The sequence below is a fragment of the Rheinheimera sp. genome, assembly GCF_965283995.1.
Classification (GTDB): Bacteria; Pseudomonadota; Gammaproteobacteria; order Enterobacterales; family Alteromonadaceae; genus Pararheinheimera.
Window position 1 is genome coordinate 2,608,320 of sequence record NZ_CBDIQG010000001.1, and the last position, 18,808, is coordinate 2,627,127.

Consider the following 18,808-nt stretch of genomic DNA (forward strand, 5'->3'; position numbering starts at 1 on the left):
GAGGCGATGACATGGTGTCGATACTCCCCTGGATTTTGTCTGCCCCTTTATTCGGTATTGCGCTGTTGTTGTGTTTCAGGCAGCTCAGCCGCAATCAGCAAACATGGATAGCACTGGCAGCACCGGCTTTTGGTCTGTTGCTGTTAGCGCCGTCGATCCCGCAGTTGCTGCAAGGAGAGGTGCTGCAACAACAATGGCAATGGTTGCCATTATTGGGTCTGCAGTGGACTTTACGCCTGGACGCTCTGGCTTTATTGTTTGTCCTGCTCATCTTCGGCATCGGCCTGTTGGTGATTTTTTACGCCCGGTATTACCTCAGTCCAAAAGATCCGATGGGGCGGTTTTATGCCTGTCTGCTGCTGTTTATGCAGGCGATGCTTGGCATTGTATTGTCGGGTAACGTCCTACAACTCTGGCTGTTCTGGGAACTGACCAGTATCAGCTCGTTTTTACTCATCAGCTACTGGTCGCATCGGTCCGATGCGCGCAAAGGCGCCCGGCTAGCGCTGACGGTCACGGCCGCTGGTGGTTTGGCGTTGCTGGTTGGCCTGGTGTTACTTGGCCAGGTGGCTGGCAGTTATCAGCTTGATGTAATCCTCAGCAAAGGATCGGAGATTGTTGCTCACGCTCAGTATCCGCTGATCCTGACCTTGGTGCTGCTGGGGGCTTTTACCAAATCAGCCCAATTTCCATTTCATTTCTGGCTGCCCAATGCGATGGCCGCGCCGACGCCGGTCAGCGCCTATCTGCATTCGGCGACGATGGTCAAAGCCGGTATTTTCTTACTGATCCGTTTATATCCGGCATTAGCCGGGACCGATTTGTGGTTCAGCCTGGTAAGCCTGGCGGGTTTGCTGACGCTATTGACCGGCGCCTATTTCGCCTTGTTCCAGCACGATATCAAAGGTTTGTTGGCTTATTCGACCATTTCACATCTGGGGCTGATTACCCTGTTGCTGGGGTTGGATACCGATCTGGCTACCGTCGCCGCCATTTTTCATATTATTAACCACGCCGTGTTTAAAGCCTCGTTGTTTATGGCTGCCGGTATTATCGACCATGAAACCGGCTCACGTGATATGCGTAAGATCAATGGTTTATGGCATTTTATGCCGGTTACCGCCAGCCTGGCGATGGTGGCTGCTGCCGCAATGGCTGGCGTACCGCTGTTAAATGGTTTCCTGTCAAAAGAGATGTTTTTCAGCCAGACGCTTCACCAGAGTGTGCTGGGTTCGCTCAGCTGGTTATTGCCACTGCTGGCGACTATAGCTGCGATGTTTTCGGTGGCCTATTCTGCCCGTTTTATTCACGACGTATTTTTTAACGGTAAGCCAATAGGCCTCGACAAGACCCCGCATGAACCGCCCCGGTATATGCGGGTGCCGATGGAGATTCTGGTCGCGCTCTGTATCGGTGTTGGTTTGTTTCCGCAGTGGCTGGTGGGCGATATTTTGCTTGCGGCCTCAACGGCAGCGTTACAGCAAGCGCCGCCGGCTTATAGCCTGGCGTTATGGCATGGGGTGAACCTGCCGCTGGTGATGAGTGCGGTGGCATTTTTTGCCGGTATTGTGCTGTACATCAACCGTAAACAGTTGTTTTTGTTTCAGGCCGGCTTCCAATCGACATTGGCGATTTATCGTTTTGAAGGGCTGGTACAACGGCTGGTATACGCTTGTCGCCGCTTCAGTCAATGGGCTGAGCCTGGTCGTCTGCAGTGGTACATTGCCATTATCCTGTGGGCGATGGTGCTACTGGCCGGTTATCCATTATTGCAACTTGCTGATTTACAGGGGCCACGGCCTACGATGGCCGCTGATCTGCTGACTGCCGCATTATTGCTGGTGATGGTACTGGCGGCTGTTGCTACAGTGCTTTGGCAGCGGCAACGTCTGTTGGCGCTGATCATGGTGTCAGTCGTCGGCCTGATGCTGAGTTTGTTGTTTATCCGTTTCTCCGCACCGGATCTGGCGTTGACCCAGTTGGCCGTTGAAGTTGCGACCGCGGTGTTGTTGATGCTGGCGTTGTATTTTTTACCGCACCGCAGCCCGAAACAGAGCGCACATTCAACCTTATTGCGCGATCTGGTGCTGGCTGGCGCTTGTGCCATTGTCGTCGGAAGCCTGGCGTATCTGATGCTGACCCAACAGGTGGATTCGGTATCGGCTTATTTTCTGGCCAATGCTAAGAGCGGTGGCGGCGGCACCAATGTGGTGAATGTGATCCTGGTCGATTTCCGCGGTTTTGATACCTTTGGTGAGATCACAGTGCTGGGGATTGCGGCGCTTGGCATCTACAAGCTACTAACTGGCATTCCGCGCTTTAAACCCAGTGCTGATGCCGATGGTCGTAGCTGGGCACTGGATGCACATCCGCTGTTGCTGCGGGTGGTCTCGCAGGGCTTGTTGCCGCTGGCATTGTTGGTGTCGGTGTACGTCTTTTTCCGTGGTCATAATTTGCCGGGCGGTGGTTTTGTCGCGGGTCTTGTCACTGCAATTGCGCTGATTTTGCAATATATTGCCCACGGCGTGGATTGGGTCAAACCGCGGTTAAACCTGCAGTTTTCGGCGCTGATCGCCAGCGGTATTTTGATTGCTGGGCTGACCGGCGCGTTTAGCTGGCTGTTTGGTAAACCATTCTTAACCTCCTGGTTTGATTATTTCCAGGTGCCACTGCTGGGACAAATTGAGCTGGCCAGTGCGATGGCATTTGATTTAGGCGTTTATCTGACAGTTGTGGGGTCCACGCTGTTAATCCTGGCCAACCTTGGCAAGTTGACGACAAGGTATAAACCGGAACATAAGGAGCAAGCCTGATGGAATTATTACTGGCAGTAGCCATTGGTCTGTTGACTGGCTGTGGTGTGTTATTGCTACTGCGGGGCCGTACCTTTGCCGTAATGCTGGGCCTGACCATGCTGTCTTATGCCGTGAATCTGTTTATTTTTGTCAGCGGTGGACTTACTGCCGGAGCCGGTGCAGTGCTGGGTGCCACTGCTCGCTACGCTGATCCGCTGCCGCAGGCGCTGGTACTGACTGCGATTGTGATTGGTTTTGCCATGACCGCATTCCTTGTGGTGTTGGCGATCCGGTCGCGTGCCGAGCTTGGGCATGACGAATTGGATAATCAACGCTCGCCGAAGCGGGGGATGCCCTGATGTCACATTTAGTCATTCTACCGATTTTATTGCCGGCTTTATTTGCGGTTTTATTGTTGCTGCACCCACTGACGGGGTCCGCACAGCTACGGCGTAGTTATAGTGTTGCGGCAATGCTGCTGACGTTCTTGGTCAGCTCAGTGCTGTTGTGGCAGCAAACTAATGTGCCGGCACAGCATTATTTACTCGGAAACTGGGCGCAGCCGTTTGGCATCCTGCTGGTTGCGGACCAGCTGTCTGCACTGTTTGTCTGGCTGACATCGCTATTGGCGCTGGCAGTGACGCTGTACAGCTGCGGCGGTGATGATGAAAAAGGTTCATATTTCCATCCGTTATTACATTTTCTGCTGATGGGGCTCAACGGCGCCTTCCTCACCGGTGATTTGTTTAATCTGTTTGTCTTTTTTGAAGTGCTGCTGATCTCGTCCTACGGCCTGCTAGTGCATGGCGGTGGCAAAAAACGCATTCAGGCGGCACTGCATTATGTGGTGCTGAATTTGGTCGGTTCGGCATTGTTTTTGCTGGCGCTGGCGCTGCTGTACGCGATGCTCGGCTCTTTGCATATGGCCGATATGGCCCAGCGGATCAGTCTACTGGAGCCGTCGCAAGCTCTGGCAGTAAAAGCGGCGGCAGCCTTATTGTTGATTGTATTTGGTTTAAAAGCTGCGTTGTTGCCGTTTCATTTCTGGTTGCCGGCGGCGTACAGTCATGCCAATGCCAGCGTGGCGGCGATTTTTGCGGTGATGACCAAAGTCGGGATTTACAGCCTGCTGCGAGTGTTTGGTCTGTTGTTTGGCGCCACAGCCGGCACGCTGAGTGGTTATGGCGATGCATTGCTGTGGTGGGGCGGGTTGCTGACAATGCTACTCGCCACGGCGATGGTGCTGGCCGCAGTGGATTTAAAAGGCATGGCGGCGGCGTTGGTATTGTTGTCAGCCGGCACCCTACTGACGGCGCTGGGCAGTGGAGTGGCTGAAGTTAAAGCCGCTGCCTTGTTGTATGCCATTCACTCCAGCTGGATTGGCGCGGTATGGTTTTTATTGGCTGACCAGATAGGGCAGCAACGCGGTAGTGTCGGCGATCGTCTGGTGCCTGGTCCACGTCTGGTGCAGCCGCAACTCTATGGCTGGCTGTTTGCGCTGAGTGCACTGGTAGTGATTGGGATGCCGCCATTCTCCGGCTTTGTCGCCAAGCTGTGGCTACTCCAGGGCATTACCAGCCACCCGGCCGGTATGCTACTGATTGCTGTGCTTTTACTGAGTAGTCTGGCGGTGTTGATTGCATTAAGCCGGGCTGGCAGCATGCTGTTCTGGCGAGCCAACTCACCGGCGCAGGCTCTAAACCCGGCCAGCCGGTTGCCGGTTAGCGCAGTGGGTTTATTGTTATTATCTGGCCTGACGTTGGTGCTGTGTGGCAACTGGTGGACCCAATTTTGCGTTGATGCAATTGCGCAGCTACAGGCTGGCGTGGGAGTGCACTGATGAAACAGACATTATTTGCTACACCTTTGCGCAGTGCGTTGCTGCTGTTGGTCTGGTGCGCGCTGCACAACAGTTTTGCGCCGCTGATCCTGGTGACCGGCGTTTTGTTAGCATTGTTGATCCCATGGCTCAGTCGCGGTTTTCGTGAACCTCAGCCGGCAGTGCGGCGTTATGGTTTGTTGCTACGTTATCTGCTGATGGTGTTGTGGGACATTATTGTCGCCAATTTACAGGTGATCAAAGTCGTGCTCGGGCCTAACAGTGCCATGCGGCCTGGTTTCGTGTTGCTGCCTTTAGATTTGACTGAGCCGTTGCCGTTGACGATTTTGGCCGGCACGATTTGCCTGACTCCCGGCACCGTCAGCGCTGAATTATTGCCGCGTAATGCAGACAAACCACAGTTCTTGTTATTACACGTGCTCGATCTGCAAGATGAAGCAAGTTTGATCGCAGAGCTGAAACAGCGTTATGAAATGCCGTTGAAGGAGATTTTTGCATGTTCAGTCTGATCCTGATTGCTGTAATGAGTGTGATCGTGTTTGCACTACTGTTAAATGGTCTTTCATTATTGCGTGGCCCGGATCTGGCAGACCGTTTGCTGGCCCTGGATACTATGTATATCAACAGTATCGCGCTATTGCTGGTATACGGAATTTATGTGTCGACCCAGCTGTATTTTGAAGCGGCGCTGTTGATTGCGATGCTGGGGTTTGTCAGTACAGTTGCGGTCTGTAAATTTATGCTACGCGGCGATATTATCGAATAGGAGGCTAGATGAGCTTACTGGAGTGGATGATTAGTGGCTTTTTGCTATTGGGTGCATTATTTGTGTTGTTGGGGTCGGTCGCGTTGCTGAAATTACCGGATTTTTATACCCGATTGCACGGCCCGACGAAAGCTACAACGCTAGGGCTTGGCAGCCTTGTGCTTGCGTCCATGCTGTATTTTAATCTGCATCAGCAGACGTTGAGTCTGCAACAACTGTTGATTGCATTGTTTTTGTTTATTTCAGCGCCGGTGACTGCACACATGCTGATTAAGGTGGCGTTACACCATCGGCTGAAAGCCTGTGACAACACGCAGGGACAGGAACAATTACCAAAAGACTGAAACCGCAAGGCTAGAGTGCCGGTTGCGGCGCACTTCAGTTTTCGTCGAAACCGGCACGGATCAGCGTGGTGACAGCTATTAGCGCAGCTTCAGCCTGCTCACCGCTGGTGACCACATCAACATTTTTACCTTTACTGCTGGCCAGCATTAACAATGCCAGTACGCTACTGGCATCGGCGCTACGGCCATCCTGTTGCAGTTCAATTTTGGCATCAAATTGCATACATAGCTGCGCCAACTTGGTTGCTGCACGGGCATGCAGGCCCAGTTGATTGACGATGGTGACAGTATCTTTAAAGCTATTTGCCATGGTGACGGACTAACTCCCGGTGGCGGATCTGCACGTCTTCGCGTAAAGCCCGGAAGCTCTCTGCCAAAGATTCAACAATATAAACCGAACGATGTTGTCCACCGGTACAGCCGATGGCAATCGTCAGGTAGCTGCGGTTATTGCGTTCGAGGTGTGGCAACCAGGTACTGATGAAGCTGTTGATTTGCCAGGTATATTTTGCGACAACCGGCTGCGCTTCCAGATAATCTTTCACGGGTTGATCAAGACCTGTCAGGATCTTCAGTTCAGGTTCCCAATGCGGATTCGGCAGGAAGCGGGCGTCAAACACAAAGTCTGCGTCTTTCGGGATGCCGTATTTAAAGCCAAAAGACTCAAATAACATCACCAGACGACCGGTTTTTTGTCCGAGGATCCGTTCGCGCAACTGCTCGGTCAGCTGATGCACGTTTAGTTCTGTGGTGTCGATATACAAGTCGGCGCGACTGGAGATTGGATCGAGCAGCTGCTGCTCGCGTTGAATAGCTTCGTCCAGTGACATCGCCTGATGCGACAGCGGGTGCAGCCGGCGGGTTTCACTGAAACGTTTGATCAGACTGGTATGGTCGGCATCGAGGTACAGGATGGTCAGTTCAACTTTACGCGGCAGATACGACAGGATCTCGGTGAGTTCCTCCGGTTCCTGCGGTAAGTTGCGCACATCGATACTGACAGCGACCCGTTCATATTGCCCCATCACAGCATTGGCGAGCGTGGGCAACAAATTGACCGGAATGTTGTCAACGCAGTAGTAGCCCAAATCTTCCATCACCCGTAACGCGACGGATTTCCCTGAGCCTGACCTGCCGCTAACAACCAGTAATTTCATTTGGCGGTGCCTGTGTCAGCGTGGCTGAGCAGTAGCTGGTACAGGGCCTGATCAGTGCCGGCATGACGGATTTTTCGTGTCAGATCTTTTTGACTGAGCAGACGGGCGATGCCGGCTAACGTCGTCAAATGCGTCTGGCACTGATTTTCCGGAATGAGGATGGCGCAGAAGATATCCACGGCCTGATTGTCAATTGCATCGAATTGGATAGCATCCTGACTGACGACAAACACCAGTACAGGGGTGGTAACGCCTTTCAGTTTGCCATGGGGAATGGCAATGCCGCCGCCAATACCGGTTGAGCCAAGCTTTTCCCGCGCCATCAGCGCTTCAAACACAGTGGACTCAGACAATTCCGGCATATGCTGGTGTGCAAGCTCCGCGACGTATTCAAGGATGCGTTTTTTACTATTAAAAAGGACCGCACTTTTTGTGCAGTCCTCCGATAACATTGAGCTTAGGTTCATAAATCCAGAGTTCAGTGACGAGAAATCTTCTCTTTGTGTTTGATGACCTGACGATCCAATTTATCGATCAACAGGTCAATCGCGGCGTACATGTTATCATCTTCACACTGCGCAAACACCTCTCCGCCGTTTAAATGCAGTTTGGCTTCGGCGATTTGTTTTAACTTTTCGACATTGAGCACGACATGCACATTGTTGATATGTTCAAAATGCTTTTCAAGCTTGGCAAATTTGCTGTCTACATATTCTCTCAGTGCTGCAGTAATTTCTACATGACGACCAGTTAGATTAATTTGCATAGACATTTCCTTCTTAGGTGAGCACTTACTTAGAGCAAGCTCTTACGTTGATTAGACGGCGGAATATAAAGAGATTCCCGATACTTGGCGATGGTGCGCCGTGCGACGTTTATCCCCTGTTCCGACAGGATCTCGGCCATTCTGCTATCGCTGAGCGGTTTGGCCGGATTTTCCGCCGCCACCAATTTCTTAATAAAGGCCCGGATCGCGGTTGACGAACATTCGCCTCCGCTCTCTGTACTGACATGACTGGAAAAGAAGAACTTAAGTTCAAAAATTCCGCGCGGGGTATGCATATATTTCTGGGTAGTGACCCGGGAAATCGTTGATTCATGCATGCCGACCATCTCTGCCACATCATTCAGCACCATCGGCTTCATGGCTTCTTCGCCATGTTCAAAAAACGCCTGTTGTTGCTGAACAATACAGTTGGCTACTTTTAATAACGTTTCGTTGCGACTCTCCAGACTCTTCAGGAACCATTTCGCTTCCTGCAGATGCGAGCGGATAAACTGGCTGTCTGATGAATTGCGTACTTGCCGCGACATCGCCGCGTATTGTTCATTAATTCTGATTTTCGGGAAGGCGTCGGGATTCAGTTCGACCATCCAGCGGCCTTTGACTTTTTTCACCGACACGTCCGGCACCGTATACTGCTGTTCCTGCCGGATCACATCCGCGCCAGGGCGGGGATTCAGGCTGTGGATGAGTCGCATCACTTCACGCAGATCATCCTCTTTCAGTTTAGACACGCGCATCAGAGAACGGAAATCACGATTGGCTAAATATTCGCTGTGATGCTTAATTATTTCGCAGGTTTCTTTCAGGAAAGGCGTCTGCGGGTCAAACTGGCGCAACTGAATCAATAAACATTCCTGGATAGTGCGGGCGCCCACACCAACCGGGTCAAAAAGCTGGATCCGTTTCAGTACGGCTTCCACTTCGTCTGCTTCGATATCATCAAGGCCCAATGATTCGAGCACGTCCTCACAGCTGATGGTCAGCAGGCCGTTTTCGTCGATGGCTTCAATAATAATTTCGGCAATGGCGCGGTCTGTTTCGCTAAACGGCGTTAACTGCATTTGCCAGCGCAGATAGTCTTGTAAGGTTTCGGTGGTTTCGCCCTGGAACACGGTATCTTCGTCAGGAGAGCCTGTGCCTGATACCGGGGCTGCACTGACCAGATCGTCCCAGTTGCTGTCGAGGGGTAAATCTTCTTTGATGTTCTGTTCGGTCATCGACTCGCTGCTGTCCGGCACTTCCGGTTCAGCATATTCATCAGCGCTGTTATGTTCAGGCGCAGGGTCAGTATTTTGCAATTCATTGCCACTGGGGGCTTCGGAAAAACTAAATTCATCTTCGGCTTCGAGCAGCGGGTTGGCGTCCAGTGCTTCCTGGATTTCCTGTTGCAATTCAATGGTCGACAGCTGAAGCAGCTTGATAGCTTGCTGCAGCTGAGGCGTCATTGTTAGTTGCTGTCCAAGCCGAAGTTGTAAAGATGGCTTCATGTACTTCTTGTCACTCCTGACGACCAGCTGGGGACTGGTTTTTTGCTAACTATAGCCTGAATTGATCACCGAGGTATACATCTCTGACTTGCTGGTTGGCTAATACCTCAGCCGGTGTACCAGAGGCGATCAACTCCCCATGACTGACGATATAGGCGATCTCACAAACATCAAGGGTCTCGCGGACATTATGGTCGGTAATTAATACGCCGATGCCGCGATTACGCAGGTGCTGGATGATTTTTTTGATGTCGAGCACTGAAATTGGGTCCACACCGGCAAATGGCTCGTCCAGCAGAATGAATGCCGGATTGGCAGCCAAAGCGCGGGCGATTTCAACCCGACGCCGTTCGCCACCGGACAAGCTCATGCCCAGGCTGTTCCGGATATGGGTGATATTAAACTCATCCAACAGCTCGTCGGCCGTTTGTTCGCGCTGATCTTCGGTCAGATCTTTGCGTATCTGCAAGATCGCCATCAGATTCTCAAACACTGTTAGTTTGCGGAAAATCGAGCTTTCCTGTGGCAGATAACCGATCCCCTGGCGGGCGCGGGCGTGGATCGGGTCAAAAGTGATGTCCTGACCGCCCAAAGTGATTTGGCCTTTGTCAGACGGCACCAGACCAACAATCATATAAAATGTGGTGGTCTTACCGGCGCCATTTGGACCTAATAACCCGACAATTTGGCCAGCACCTACTTCAAGGCTGACATCTTTGACTACCTGGCGGCCTTTGTAACTCTTCGCCAGGTGCGCAGCAACAAGCTTTTTCACCCTATTTTCCTTCAGAGGTAAAGATAGTTGTGACCCGCTCTTTGCCTTTTTCACCTTCAGCACTGAGTTGTTGTTTTAGCAGGTCATATTCAATTTTGGCGCTGCGTACCAGGCTGCCACTTTGTGTGATCTCCGCTTTCCCGGTGAGTGTCAGCACCCGGGTTGCCATCGCATAACGAATTTCTTCAGCACTGGCCTGGATCGGTTTGTCGCCATCCAGCACTTGTGAGTACACCGCAGGTTGCCCGACAGCGATGAAGACTTCTTTGCCTTCACCGGCGGAGCGATCGACTGTCAGCTTTTCAGCTTTAATCAATAACGTGCCTTGTTTGACGATGACATTGCCTGAATAGACCAGCATTTGCTGTTTCAGGCTGGCTTCGTTCCGGTCAGCGTTTACTTCAATAGGTTCGCTGAAATCGGTTGTTTTTGTCGCAGCCGTCATACTGATTAACAGCAGGCACAAACAACCCAGCTTATTGATTTTCATGTTGATATACCGTCCCCTGATGCTTGAACAGGCGCAATTTCTGCGCGGCTAAATCGGCTTGCAGACCCTGACCATGGATTTGAAAACTCTGGCCCAACACCAGTACCGGATGGTCGGTTTGCAGCATTTGCGTATCGAGCAGCATTTCCAGCTGTTCGGTCTGAATTTGTTTGAACATTTCGTCAGGATGCAGGTTGTCGACCTGAACATTTTGCTCCAGGATCACTTTGTTATCCTGATAAAACACGCCCTGAGCACTGCTGATTTGCCAGCGTGGCTGCCGATCTTCATACAGCGTGTAGGCCGGTTGTTCAAACTGGATCTGACCCAGCTGTTCAAAATGTGCCATCTGGGCAGCCTTGACCTGGCCAGACAAATTGCCGTCTTTGTCAAAACTACGCCGGGTCAGCTGGTAGGCAACAAAATCCGGCACCAGTTCACGCTCCACTGGTTTTTGCTTTGGCTCATTAGCCGCTTCAATCCAGCTGTATAACACTGTGGCGCCGGTGAGTACCAGAAATAACCAGAGCAATTGCCTGATCATGTGCTGCTTCCTGAGAAATTCCCAAACTTGTGCTGAGAGAGTAATAACAGGTCACAAAGTTCACGTACAGCGCCAAATCCACCCGGCAAGCTGGTTGTCATGCTCGCCTGATGACGCAACAACGGATGTGCATCGGCGACGGCGACCGACAGACCCACATGTTGCATCACGGCCCAGTCGGATAAGTCATCACCGATGTAGGCGATGTGCTGATCTTCCAGCGTCAGCTGCTGCTTTAATTGTTGATATGCCGGCATTTTATCTTCTTGTCCCTGAAAAATATGCTGCACTGTCAAAGCCTGCATGCGTTTTTCGACAATCAGTGAGCGTCGGCCGGTAATAATCGCCACTTCAATACCTGCCTGGCGCAGTGCTTTCACGCCATAACCATCACGCGTGTGAAACGCTTTTAGTTCTTCGCCGTCATTGCCGAGGTAAATACGGCCATCGGAAAAAACCCCGTCGACGTCACAAATTAGCAGTTTGATCTGGCTTGCTTTTTCTTCTGCTTCGGCACTTAAAGGCTGATAGAGTTCGCGATAACCCAGTGACATCAGAGTACTCCTGCACGCAACAAATCATGCATGTTCAAAGCGCCGACCGGCACTTTGTTGGCATCAACTACCATCAGGGCATTAATTTTCTTTTGCTCCATAATCTTCAGCGCTTCAGCGGCCAGCAGCTCTGCCCGGATTGTGACACAGTTACGCGTCATCACGCTGACAATCAGCGTCTGATGAATATCAATGCGCTGGTCGAGGATCCGCCGCAGGTCACCATCGGTAAAAATGCCGGCTAATTGACCTTGCGCGTTTAATACACCGGTCATGCCGAGACCTTTACGGGAAATCTCCAGCAGCGCTGCTGAGATCGTTGCCTGTTCGTCAACCAGCGGAATTTGACTGCCATCGTGCATTACATCACTGATGCGTAATAACAAACGGCGGCCAAGACTGCCGCCCGGATGGGACAGGGCAAAATCATCGGCGGAAAAGCCACGGGCGTCCAGCAAGGCGACGGCGATGGCATCGCCCAATGCCAGCGCAGCGGTGGTGCTGGCGGTTGGAGCCAGACCAAGCGGACAGGCTTCCTGTTCGACGCGGGCACATAAATGAATATCAGCCAGCTTCGCCAGTGTGGAGTCCGGATTACCGGTCATTGCGACAATCGCAATACCCAGGCGTTTTAGCACCGGTAACAACTTCAGAATTTCTTCGGTTTCACCGGAATTAGATAGTGCCAGAACTACATCGGATGGCGTGATCATGCCGAGATCGCCGTGACTGGCTTCGCCCGGATGAACAAAAAAGGCCGGCGTACCGGTGGATGCCAGCGTGGCGGCAATTTTATTACCAATATGGCCGGATTTGCCCATGCCACTGACGACGACCCTGCCCTTAGTATTAAAGAACAATTGGCAGGCGTCGTTAAAGTCTTGATTAATATATTTTTTAAGACCAGTGATTGCCTTGGCCTCAATATCCAGCACCCGCGTGGCGGTCTCGCAAAAATTCGTGCTCACCCCAATCCTCCAGCCCTTTTGTGCCTGATATCACCGTTCTATTAAGCTGATATTCAGTTAACGCCGGCAAAATGCGAATTATAAGCAAATGCAATCAGCTTCACACTGAAAGCAGGCGTTGATGACGCAGCATTTTCCAGTTTCTGTCCGGTAATTGCAAAAAAACCTGAACTGATGGCCGTTTGCAGGCACCAATGCCCGGTGTTGCGACTGCTTTTCAGCGCTGCGAAGTGGTTAGAGCGACTTCTATACAAGTGATGGGTCAGGTAAACGCCAACAGTTCGAATTTCTGCAACTGATGATTACAATTTTTCAGAGCGACGCCGGCGGTGAATGCGGTTAAAATGCGGTGATTAATTAGGCATTTGCCTTGCATAGTACTGTCAGGCCCCGTATATTGCGCCGTTTTTTCCCGCCTGCCAGTGCAGGGACCGGAATCAGCACTCCGGTCAGGAATGTGCATAGCGAGAAACGAATGGAGTTTGGTTTGGATAAACCATTGGTTGATATTCAAAATTTGACTTTCCGCCGCGGCGAACGTGTCATCTACGATGACATGAGCATGCAATTTCAGCGTGGCAAAGTCACCGCGATCATGGGGCCAAGCGGCATCGGTAAAACGACGCTGCTGCGCCTGATTGGCGGTCAGTTAAAGCCAGATAGCGGCAAAATCCTGTTTGAAGGGGCTGATATTCCCTCGCTCAGCCGGCAGGAGCTGTATCAGGCCCGTAAAAAAATGAGCATGTTGTTCCAAAGTGGTGCGTTGTTTACCGAGATGTCGGTGTTCGACAACGTCGCATTTCCTATTCGCGAACATACCCGGCTGCCGGAAGCGATTATCCGCACTATGGTGCTGATGAAGCTCGAAGCGGTTGGGTTACGCGGCGCCCGGGATTTAATGCCAGCCGAACTATCTGGTGGGATGGCCCGCCGCGCAGCGCTGGCCCGCGCCATTGCGCTCGATCCGCAATTAATTATGTACGATGAGCCATTTGCCGGGCAGGACCCAATTTCCATGGGTGTGATAGTCCGGTTGATCCGATCGCTGAACGATGCGCTGGGGCTGACTTCGATTGTCGTGTCGCACGACGTCGCCGAAGTGATGAGTATCGCGGACTACGTTTACGTGGTGGCGGAACGCCGTGTCATTGGTCATGGCACCCCTGAACAGTTACGCCAACACGAATCACCGTTGGTGCAGCAATTCCTGCAGGGACAAGCGGACGGGCCTGTGCCGTTCCACTTTAAAGCAGCCGATTATGCTACTGAATTAATGGAGTTAAGCCGCTGATGCTGAAGCAAATCCAGCAGTTAGGTGCCAATACACTGGGTACGTTGCAGGGCCTTGGCCGGGCAACCCTGATGTTGTTTGGGGCCTTATGGGGGCGGCCACGGCCGCTGAAGAATTGGCATCTGTATATGAAACAGATTTATGTGGTCGGCGTATTGTCTTTGCTGATCATTCTGGTGTCCGGCCTGTTTATTGGCATGGTACTGGCGCTGCAGGGCTATACCGTTCTGGCGAAGTTTGGTGCCGAACAGATGTTAGGGCCTTTGGTGGCATTGAGTCTGTTGCGCGAGCTGGGGCCGGTCGTGACTGCATTGTTGTTTGCCGGTCGGGCCGGCAGTGCGCTGACCGCAGAGATTGGTCTGATGAAAGCCACTGAGCAGTTGTCGAGTATGGAAATGATGGCCGTAGATCCGCTGCGTCGTGTGATCGCACCGCGGTTCTGGGCGGGCGTCATCAGTATGCCGTTACTGGCGTTGATTTTTAATGCGGTTGGGATTCTGGGTGGCCATCTGGTCGGTGTCGACTGGCTGGGGGTCGATGGTGGTGGTTACTGGTCTGCGATGCAGGCTAATGTGGATTTCCAGCAGGATGTGGTGAATGGCGTGATCAAAAGTATCGTGTTTGCCTTTGTGGTGACCGTGATTGCGCTGCACAAAGGTTTTGATGCGGTCCCAACGTCGGAAGGGATCAGTCAGGCAACGACTCAGACTGTGGTGACAGCCTCACTGGCTGTACTGGGTTTTGATTTTGTATTAACCGCTGTCATGTTTGGTGGATGAGAAATGGCATCACGTAAATTAGAGTTATTTGTAGGTTTTTTTGTCGCACTGGCGATCGCAGCGTTGTTGTTATTGGCACTGAAAGTGGCCAATACCGGTGTCGCCGGTTCGGATCAGAGTTATCAGTTATTGGCCAAGTTTGAAAATATTGGCGGGCTGAAAGCGCGTTCACCGGTCAAAGTGGGTGGTGTTGTGGTAGGACGGGTCGCGTCAATTCAGTTAGACCCGGAGTCATTCCAGCCGGTGGTGACGCTGGAGATCAACAGCAGTTATAACAATTTTCCGGAAACCAGCTCGCTGGCGATCCTGACCTCAGGGCTGCTGGGTGAACAATACATCGGGTTACAGCCAGGTTTTGTCGATGAGAACGTTGAAATTCTGAAAAACGGTGACTACATCGAAGACACTAAATCCGCCATTGTGCTGGAAGAGCTCATTGGCCAGTTCTTATTCAATCGTGGGAATCAATGATGAAAGCATTATTCAAAGTATTGCTGGCGGCGACTGCGCTGCTGGCGTTTTCGCAGGCTCAGGCGGCAGACGCTGCAGTGCCGAAATATGACGACCCATACAAAATGATGGAAGTGCTGGCAGATAAAACCTTCCAACGTATTGCCCGGCAACAGGCTGACATCAAAAAGGATCCGGAAATTCTGCGTACGATCGTGACAGAAGAACTGGTGCCTTATATCGACAGCCGTTACGCTGCCGGTTATGTCATTGGCAACGCAGTCAAACTGAATACAGTGCCGAAGGAAGATTTTAATACATTTGTCGGCGCCTTCCAGAACTACATGGTTGGAACTTATGCCGGTGTATTTACCCAGTATCGCGATCAGCAAGTGATGATTGAGCCTGGTCAGCCGATTGAAGCACAAAAGAAAATTATCACGATCAAAACCCGGGTGATCGACCCTGGCAAACCGGATATCAAAATCGAATTTAAACTGCGTCGCGTCAAAGGTGCGACCAACTGGTTGGTCTTTGATATGGTCGCCGAAGGTATTTCTTTGCTGGATAGTAAGCGTTCTGAACTGGGCAGCCTGATCCGTCAGCAAGGCCTGGTCAGCGTGGCTGCGCAGTTAGAAGAAAAAGCCAAAGCACCGATTAAAGCGCCTGAGAAAGCGAAAAATGCTTGAGATCCGTCAGGAACAGCAAGTGCTGGTATTCAGCGGCGAGCTGGATCGCAACACCGTTGTGCAGTTCTGGCCATTTAAACCGCTGCAGAGTATGCAGGGCAATGCCGTGTTTGACCTTGCCGCTTTGAAGCATGTTGATACGGCAGGCCTGGCCTGGCTTATTCAGGTGTTGTCGCAAGCCAAAGCAAAATCTCTGCAGGTTACTTTGCGTGGCATGCCGGCACAATTGCATTCACTGGCTGCGGTCAGCGATGTATTAAGCCTTTTACCGACAGAGAGCTGAAAAGCACTCCGAGGCAGGATATAATGACAACCCGGCTCCCGTATGCCGGGTTTTATTTTTGGCGATTGTCCGGTTTACGGATGCTCGCAAATCACCACACTGTGGCACAAGGGTATCCAGATGGATTGTAAAGAGATTGAACAGCGGTTGCTTGAGCAGCTGCAACTGGCTGAAGTGTATGTGAAAACTGATGGCAGTCATTACTCCGTCACGGCCGTGGGCGATTGTTTTGACGGCTTGAGCCGGGTGAAACAACAGCAGCTGGTATACGCACCGCTGATGAGCGATATCGCGAATGGCAGTATTCATGCCCTGCAAATTAAAGCCTTCACGCCAACCCAATGGCGTCGTGAAAAACTTCTTAACCCGCCGGTGTAAGCAAAGATGCAACAATTTTTAGTCAAAGGCGGCGCCCGCCTGCAAGGCGAAGTATCCATTTCCGGTGCTAAAAACGCCGCATTACCGATCCTGTTCGCAACTCTGTTGGCTGAACAGCCGTCAGTGATCAGCAATGTGCCTGCGTTAAAAGATATCGACACCACGTTTAAATTGCTGCGGATGTTTGGCGCCGTCGTTGTACGTGAAGCCGATCGGGTGACCGTCGACGCGACCAACATCACCAGCCAGGTCGCACCTTACGAGCTGGTGCGCACGATGCGCGCATCTATTCTGGCGTTAGGGCCGTTGTTAGCCCGGTTTGGTTATGCCGAAGTATCGTTACCGGGTGGCTGCGCGATCGGCGCGCGTCCGGTTAATCTGCACATCGATGGCTTGCGCAAAATGGGTGCACAGATTGTTGTTGAGAATGGCTATATCAAAGCACGGGTTGACCGCTTGAAAGGCGCGCACCTGGTGATGGACATGGTCAGTGTCACCGGCACTGAAAACCTGTTGATGGCTGCGACATTGGCTGATGGTGTGACCATTATCGAAAACGCCGCCCGTGAGCCTGAAGTGGTTGATTTAGCTAATTATTTGATTGCTTTAGGTGCAAAAATCAGCGGCGCTGGCAGTGCGACAATCCGGATTGAAGGGGTGCCGTCATTGGTTGGTGCCAACCATAAAGTACTGCCGGACCGGATTGAAACCGGTACTTTTCTGGTCGCAGCGGCGGTGACTGGCGGGGATGTAACCTGTACCAATACCGATCCGGCTGAACTTGAAGTCGTGATGGAAAAATTGCGGGAAGCCGGTGCTGAAGTCACCACAGGTGCCGATTGGATCCGCCTGAATATGACCGGACGCAGCTTAAACTCGGTGAACGTGAAAACAGTGCCACATCCGGGTTTTCCGACTGATATGCAGGCGCAGTTCACGGTGCTGAACGTGGTGGCAAGTGGTGTCGGTGTGGTCACCGAGACCATCTTTGAAAATCGTTTTATGCATGTGCCGGAATTGCAGCGGATGGGCGCGCTGATCCAGCTGGAAGGCAATACGGCTGTATGCCAACACACGCCACAGCTGAACGCCGCACAAGTGATGGCGACCGATCTGCGCGCTTCAGCCAGCCTGGTGATTGCCGGTCTGGTCGCGCAAGGCGACACTGTTGTTGACCGCATTTATCATATTGACCGCGGTTACGAGCAGATAGAGTTTAAATTACAGAAATTAGGTGCAGAGATCACGCGGATCAACGCGCCGGCTTAATAGCGCTCGCTGTGTTAAACACGATAAAAAACGTCCGCAGCCGCGGGCGTTTTCTATTTCGGATCATTCCGCTTCTGGCCGCAAGCCAATCCGGCATTTGAGCGTGACTTTCTGGCCTTGCCGCTCCAGTAATAAATCAATCTCTGAGCCGGGTTCGGTTTCGGCGACGATGTCCAACGCCTGACCGACACTCGTCAGCGCTTTATTGTCGACCTGCAACAAAATGTCGCCTTGCTGCACGCCGGCAGTATCGGCAGGGCCAAAGGGCTCAACCTGATCGATCAGCACGCCATAAAATGGCTGGCCGGTTGATACCTGGCGCTCGCCGGCGGCATTGACGACCGGAATGCCATTCATCCCGAGCGCTCCACGCACGACGCGTCCGTGTTTAATCAGTTTTTGCATCACGGTGGCGGCCAGTTTGTAGGGCACCGCAAAGAATATTCCCTGAACTTCCAGATTGCGCTGACGCTGAAAGGCGGCGGTATTGATGCCGACCAATACGCCATTGCTGTTGACCAGCGCGCCACCGGAGTTGCCTTCATTGATGGCTGCGTCCATCTGCATAAAATCAGTGTAAGAATTGGTACTCAGGCCAGCCCGGCCAGTTGCACTGATGATGCCTTGAGTGATTGATTGGCCCAAATTCAATGGGTTACCAATCGCAAGTACCAAATCGCCGACTTGGGGTGCCAGCTCAGGATTTTGTGGAATGACGGGTAGATCTTCTGCTTCTACCTTCAGCACAGCAAGGTCGGTCATTTGATCCTGGCCGATCAGCAAGGCATCCAACTGCCGGCCATCCTGCAACGCTACGACGATTTGATCTGCGCCGTGTACGACATGGTAGTTGGTCACGATATAACCATCGCTGCGCATGATCACCCCCGAACCAAGCGACTGATTCTGGATCACGCGGCGTTCATACGAACGCTCGTCCAATTGCGTACTGCGCGTATAAACATTGACCACTGCAGGTGCAGCGGCACGGACCGCTCTGGCGTAGGATATGGCGGCTGGCTCGGATTCCGCAGGTTGCAGCAGATGAGCAAGCTGCAATTGCCCGGACGGGGCGAGCAACAGGTAAAGCAGCGCAAGTGCCAGCCCATAGGCCACGCTCTTAAAAATCAGCAGCAGGAAATTAGTCACGACGGTTGTATCT

24 protein-coding genes are annotated in these 18,808 nt (G+C 52.1%); 13 read left to right on the top strand and 11 right to left on the bottom strand.

Annotated features, from left to right (window positions below; all coding sequences use genetic code 11):
- The first annotated feature begins 11 nt into the window (after positions 1-11).
- The 6 genes from ACQ66Q_RS11670 to ACQ66Q_RS11695 are packed head-to-tail and all read left to right on the top strand — an operon-like array spanning position 12 to position 5,745.
- Positions 12-2,813 carry a monovalent cation/H+ antiporter subunit A gene (locus tag ACQ66Q_RS11670; protein WP_430456968.1) on the top strand — a complete coding sequence of 934 codons (2,802 nt, stop codon included), beginning with the start codon at positions 12-14 and terminating at the stop codon, positions 2,811-2,813.
- Positions 2,813-3,154: a Na+/H+ antiporter subunit C gene (locus ACQ66Q_RS11675; protein ID WP_430456969.1), complete on the top strand. Its 342-nt coding sequence runs from the start codon at positions 2,813-2,815 to the stop codon at positions 3,152-3,154. Before ACQ66Q_RS11670 ends, ACQ66Q_RS11675 begins: the two co-directional genes overlap by 1 nt.
- A complete protein-coding gene (locus ACQ66Q_RS11680) occupies positions 3,154-4,635 on the top strand; it encodes a monovalent cation/H+ antiporter subunit D (RefSeq protein WP_430456970.1) in 1,482 nt (493 codons plus the stop codon). The genes ACQ66Q_RS11675 and ACQ66Q_RS11680 overlap by 1 nt, the downstream gene beginning before the upstream one ends.
- Complete coding sequence (locus ACQ66Q_RS11685) at positions 4,635-5,144, top strand: Na+/H+ antiporter subunit E (protein ID WP_430456971.1); 510 nt, start codon at positions 4,635-4,637, stop codon at positions 5,142-5,144. The genes ACQ66Q_RS11680 and ACQ66Q_RS11685 overlap by 1 nt, the downstream gene beginning before the upstream one ends.
- Complete coding sequence (locus tag ACQ66Q_RS11690; protein ID WP_377244884.1) at positions 5,132-5,401, top strand: K+/H+ antiporter subunit F; 270 nt, start codon at positions 5,132-5,134, stop codon at positions 5,399-5,401. Before ACQ66Q_RS11685 ends, ACQ66Q_RS11690 begins: the two co-directional genes overlap by 13 nt.
- 8 nt (positions 5,402-5,409) lie before the next feature.
- Entirely contained in the window at positions 5,410-5,745 is a 336-nt protein-coding gene (locus ACQ66Q_RS11695) for a Na+/H+ antiporter subunit G (RefSeq protein WP_430456972.1), read from the top strand.
- Between the two features lie 34 nt (positions 5,746-5,779).
- Here ACQ66Q_RS11695 and ACQ66Q_RS11700 read toward each other — a convergent pair whose 3' ends face one another.
- The 10 genes from ACQ66Q_RS11700 to ACQ66Q_RS11745 are packed head-to-tail and all read right to left on the bottom strand — an operon-like array spanning position 5,780 to position 12,507.
- Positions 5,780-6,055 (bottom strand): HPr family phosphocarrier protein, encoded by a 276-nt coding sequence (locus ACQ66Q_RS11700; protein ID WP_430456973.1) that lies wholly within the window; start codon positions 6,053-6,055, stop codon positions 5,780-5,782.
- Entirely contained in the window at positions 6,045-6,902 is an 858-nt protein-coding gene (gene rapZ, locus ACQ66Q_RS11705) for an RNase adapter RapZ (protein WP_031566769.1), read from the bottom strand. Before rapZ ends, ACQ66Q_RS11700 begins: the two co-directional genes overlap by 11 nt.
- Positions 6,899-7,369: a PTS IIA-like nitrogen regulatory protein PtsN gene (ptsN, locus tag ACQ66Q_RS11710; protein ID WP_430456974.1), complete on the bottom strand. Its 471-nt coding sequence runs from the start codon at positions 7,367-7,369 to the stop codon at positions 6,899-6,901. The genes rapZ and ptsN overlap by 4 nt, the downstream gene beginning before the upstream one ends.
- A gap of 11 nt (positions 7,370-7,380) precedes the next feature.
- Positions 7,381-7,668, bottom strand: coding sequence for a ribosome hibernation promoting factor (gene hpf / locus ACQ66Q_RS11715; RefSeq protein ID WP_377244874.1), 288 nt, complete (start codon positions 7,666-7,668; stop codon positions 7,381-7,383).
- A 29-nt stretch (positions 7,669-7,697) separates the two neighbouring features.
- Positions 7,698-9,176, bottom strand: a complete 1,479-nt coding sequence (locus ACQ66Q_RS11720) for an RNA polymerase factor sigma-54 (RefSeq protein WP_430456975.1) — start codon at positions 9,174-9,176, stop codon at positions 7,698-7,700.
- A gap of 49 nt (positions 9,177-9,225) precedes the next feature.
- Positions 9,226-9,951 carry an LPS export ABC transporter ATP-binding protein gene (lptB, locus tag ACQ66Q_RS11725; protein ID WP_430456976.1) on the bottom strand — a complete coding sequence of 242 codons (726 nt, stop codon included), beginning with the start codon at positions 9,949-9,951 and terminating at the stop codon, positions 9,226-9,228.
- Position 9,952: 1 nt separating this feature from the next.
- Complete coding sequence (gene lptA, locus ACQ66Q_RS11730) at positions 9,953-10,441, bottom strand: lipopolysaccharide transport periplasmic protein LptA (protein ID WP_377244865.1); 489 nt, start codon at positions 10,439-10,441, stop codon at positions 9,953-9,955.
- Complete coding sequence (gene lptC / locus ACQ66Q_RS11735; protein WP_430456977.1) at positions 10,428-10,985, bottom strand: LPS export ABC transporter periplasmic protein LptC; 558 nt, start codon at positions 10,983-10,985, stop codon at positions 10,428-10,430. The genes lptA and lptC overlap by 14 nt, the downstream gene beginning before the upstream one ends.
- Positions 10,982-11,539 (bottom strand): 3-deoxy-manno-octulosonate-8-phosphatase KdsC, encoded by a 558-nt coding sequence (gene kdsC, locus ACQ66Q_RS11740; protein WP_430456978.1) that lies wholly within the window; start codon positions 11,537-11,539, stop codon positions 10,982-10,984. The genes lptC and kdsC overlap by 4 nt, the downstream gene beginning before the upstream one ends.
- Entirely contained in the window at positions 11,539-12,507 is a 969-nt protein-coding gene (locus tag ACQ66Q_RS11745; protein WP_430456979.1) for a KpsF/GutQ family sugar-phosphate isomerase, read from the bottom strand. Before ACQ66Q_RS11745 ends, kdsC begins: the two co-directional genes overlap by 1 nt.
- A 475-nt stretch (positions 12,508-12,982) precedes the next feature.
- Here ACQ66Q_RS11745 and mlaF point away from each other — a divergent pair, with 475 nt between their 5' ends.
- The 7 genes from mlaF (at position 12,983) to murA (ending at position 17,646) form a co-directional block, all read left to right on the top strand.
- Positions 12,983-13,798 (top strand): phospholipid ABC transporter ATP-binding protein MlaF, encoded by an 816-nt coding sequence (gene mlaF, locus ACQ66Q_RS11750; RefSeq protein ID WP_430458553.1) that lies wholly within the window; start codon positions 12,983-12,985, stop codon positions 13,796-13,798.
- Complete coding sequence (mlaE, locus tag ACQ66Q_RS11755) at positions 13,798-14,577, top strand: lipid asymmetry maintenance ABC transporter permease subunit MlaE (RefSeq protein ID WP_430456980.1); 780 nt, start codon at positions 13,798-13,800, stop codon at positions 14,575-14,577. The genes mlaF and mlaE overlap by 1 nt, the downstream gene beginning before the upstream one ends.
- Positions 14,578-14,580: 3 nt before the next feature.
- Complete coding sequence (mlaD, locus tag ACQ66Q_RS11760; protein ID WP_430456981.1) at positions 14,581-15,048, top strand: outer membrane lipid asymmetry maintenance protein MlaD; 468 nt, start codon at positions 14,581-14,583, stop codon at positions 15,046-15,048.
- Positions 15,045-15,716, top strand: coding sequence for an MlaC/ttg2D family ABC transporter substrate-binding protein (locus ACQ66Q_RS11765; RefSeq protein WP_430456982.1), 672 nt, complete (start codon positions 15,045-15,047; stop codon positions 15,714-15,716). Before mlaD ends, ACQ66Q_RS11765 begins: the two co-directional genes overlap by 4 nt.
- The gene (locus tag ACQ66Q_RS11770) at positions 15,709-15,999 is read left to right on the top strand and encodes an STAS domain-containing protein (protein ID WP_430456983.1); all 291 of its coding nucleotides are present in this window, start codon (positions 15,709-15,711) and stop codon (positions 15,997-15,999) included. Before ACQ66Q_RS11765 ends, ACQ66Q_RS11770 begins: the two co-directional genes overlap by 8 nt.
- 120 nt (positions 16,000-16,119) lie before the next feature.
- Entirely contained in the window at positions 16,120-16,377 is a 258-nt protein-coding gene (locus ACQ66Q_RS11775) for a BolA family protein (RefSeq protein ID WP_208932836.1), read from the top strand.
- Positions 16,378-16,383: 6 nt separating this feature from the next.
- The gene (murA, locus tag ACQ66Q_RS11780) at positions 16,384-17,646 is read left to right on the top strand and encodes a UDP-N-acetylglucosamine 1-carboxyvinyltransferase (protein ID WP_430456984.1); all 1,263 of its coding nucleotides are present in this window, start codon (positions 16,384-16,386) and stop codon (positions 17,644-17,646) included.
- Positions 17,647-17,709: 63 nt separating this feature from the next.
- On the opposite strand, the gene degS is transcribed toward murA, so the two are convergent.
- On the bottom strand, positions 17,710-18,795 hold the full coding sequence (gene degS / locus ACQ66Q_RS11785) for an outer membrane-stress sensor serine endopeptidase DegS (protein WP_430456985.1): 1,086 nt from the start codon (positions 18,793-18,795) through the stop codon (positions 17,710-17,712).
- Between the last annotated feature and the right edge of the window lie 13 nt (positions 18,796-18,808).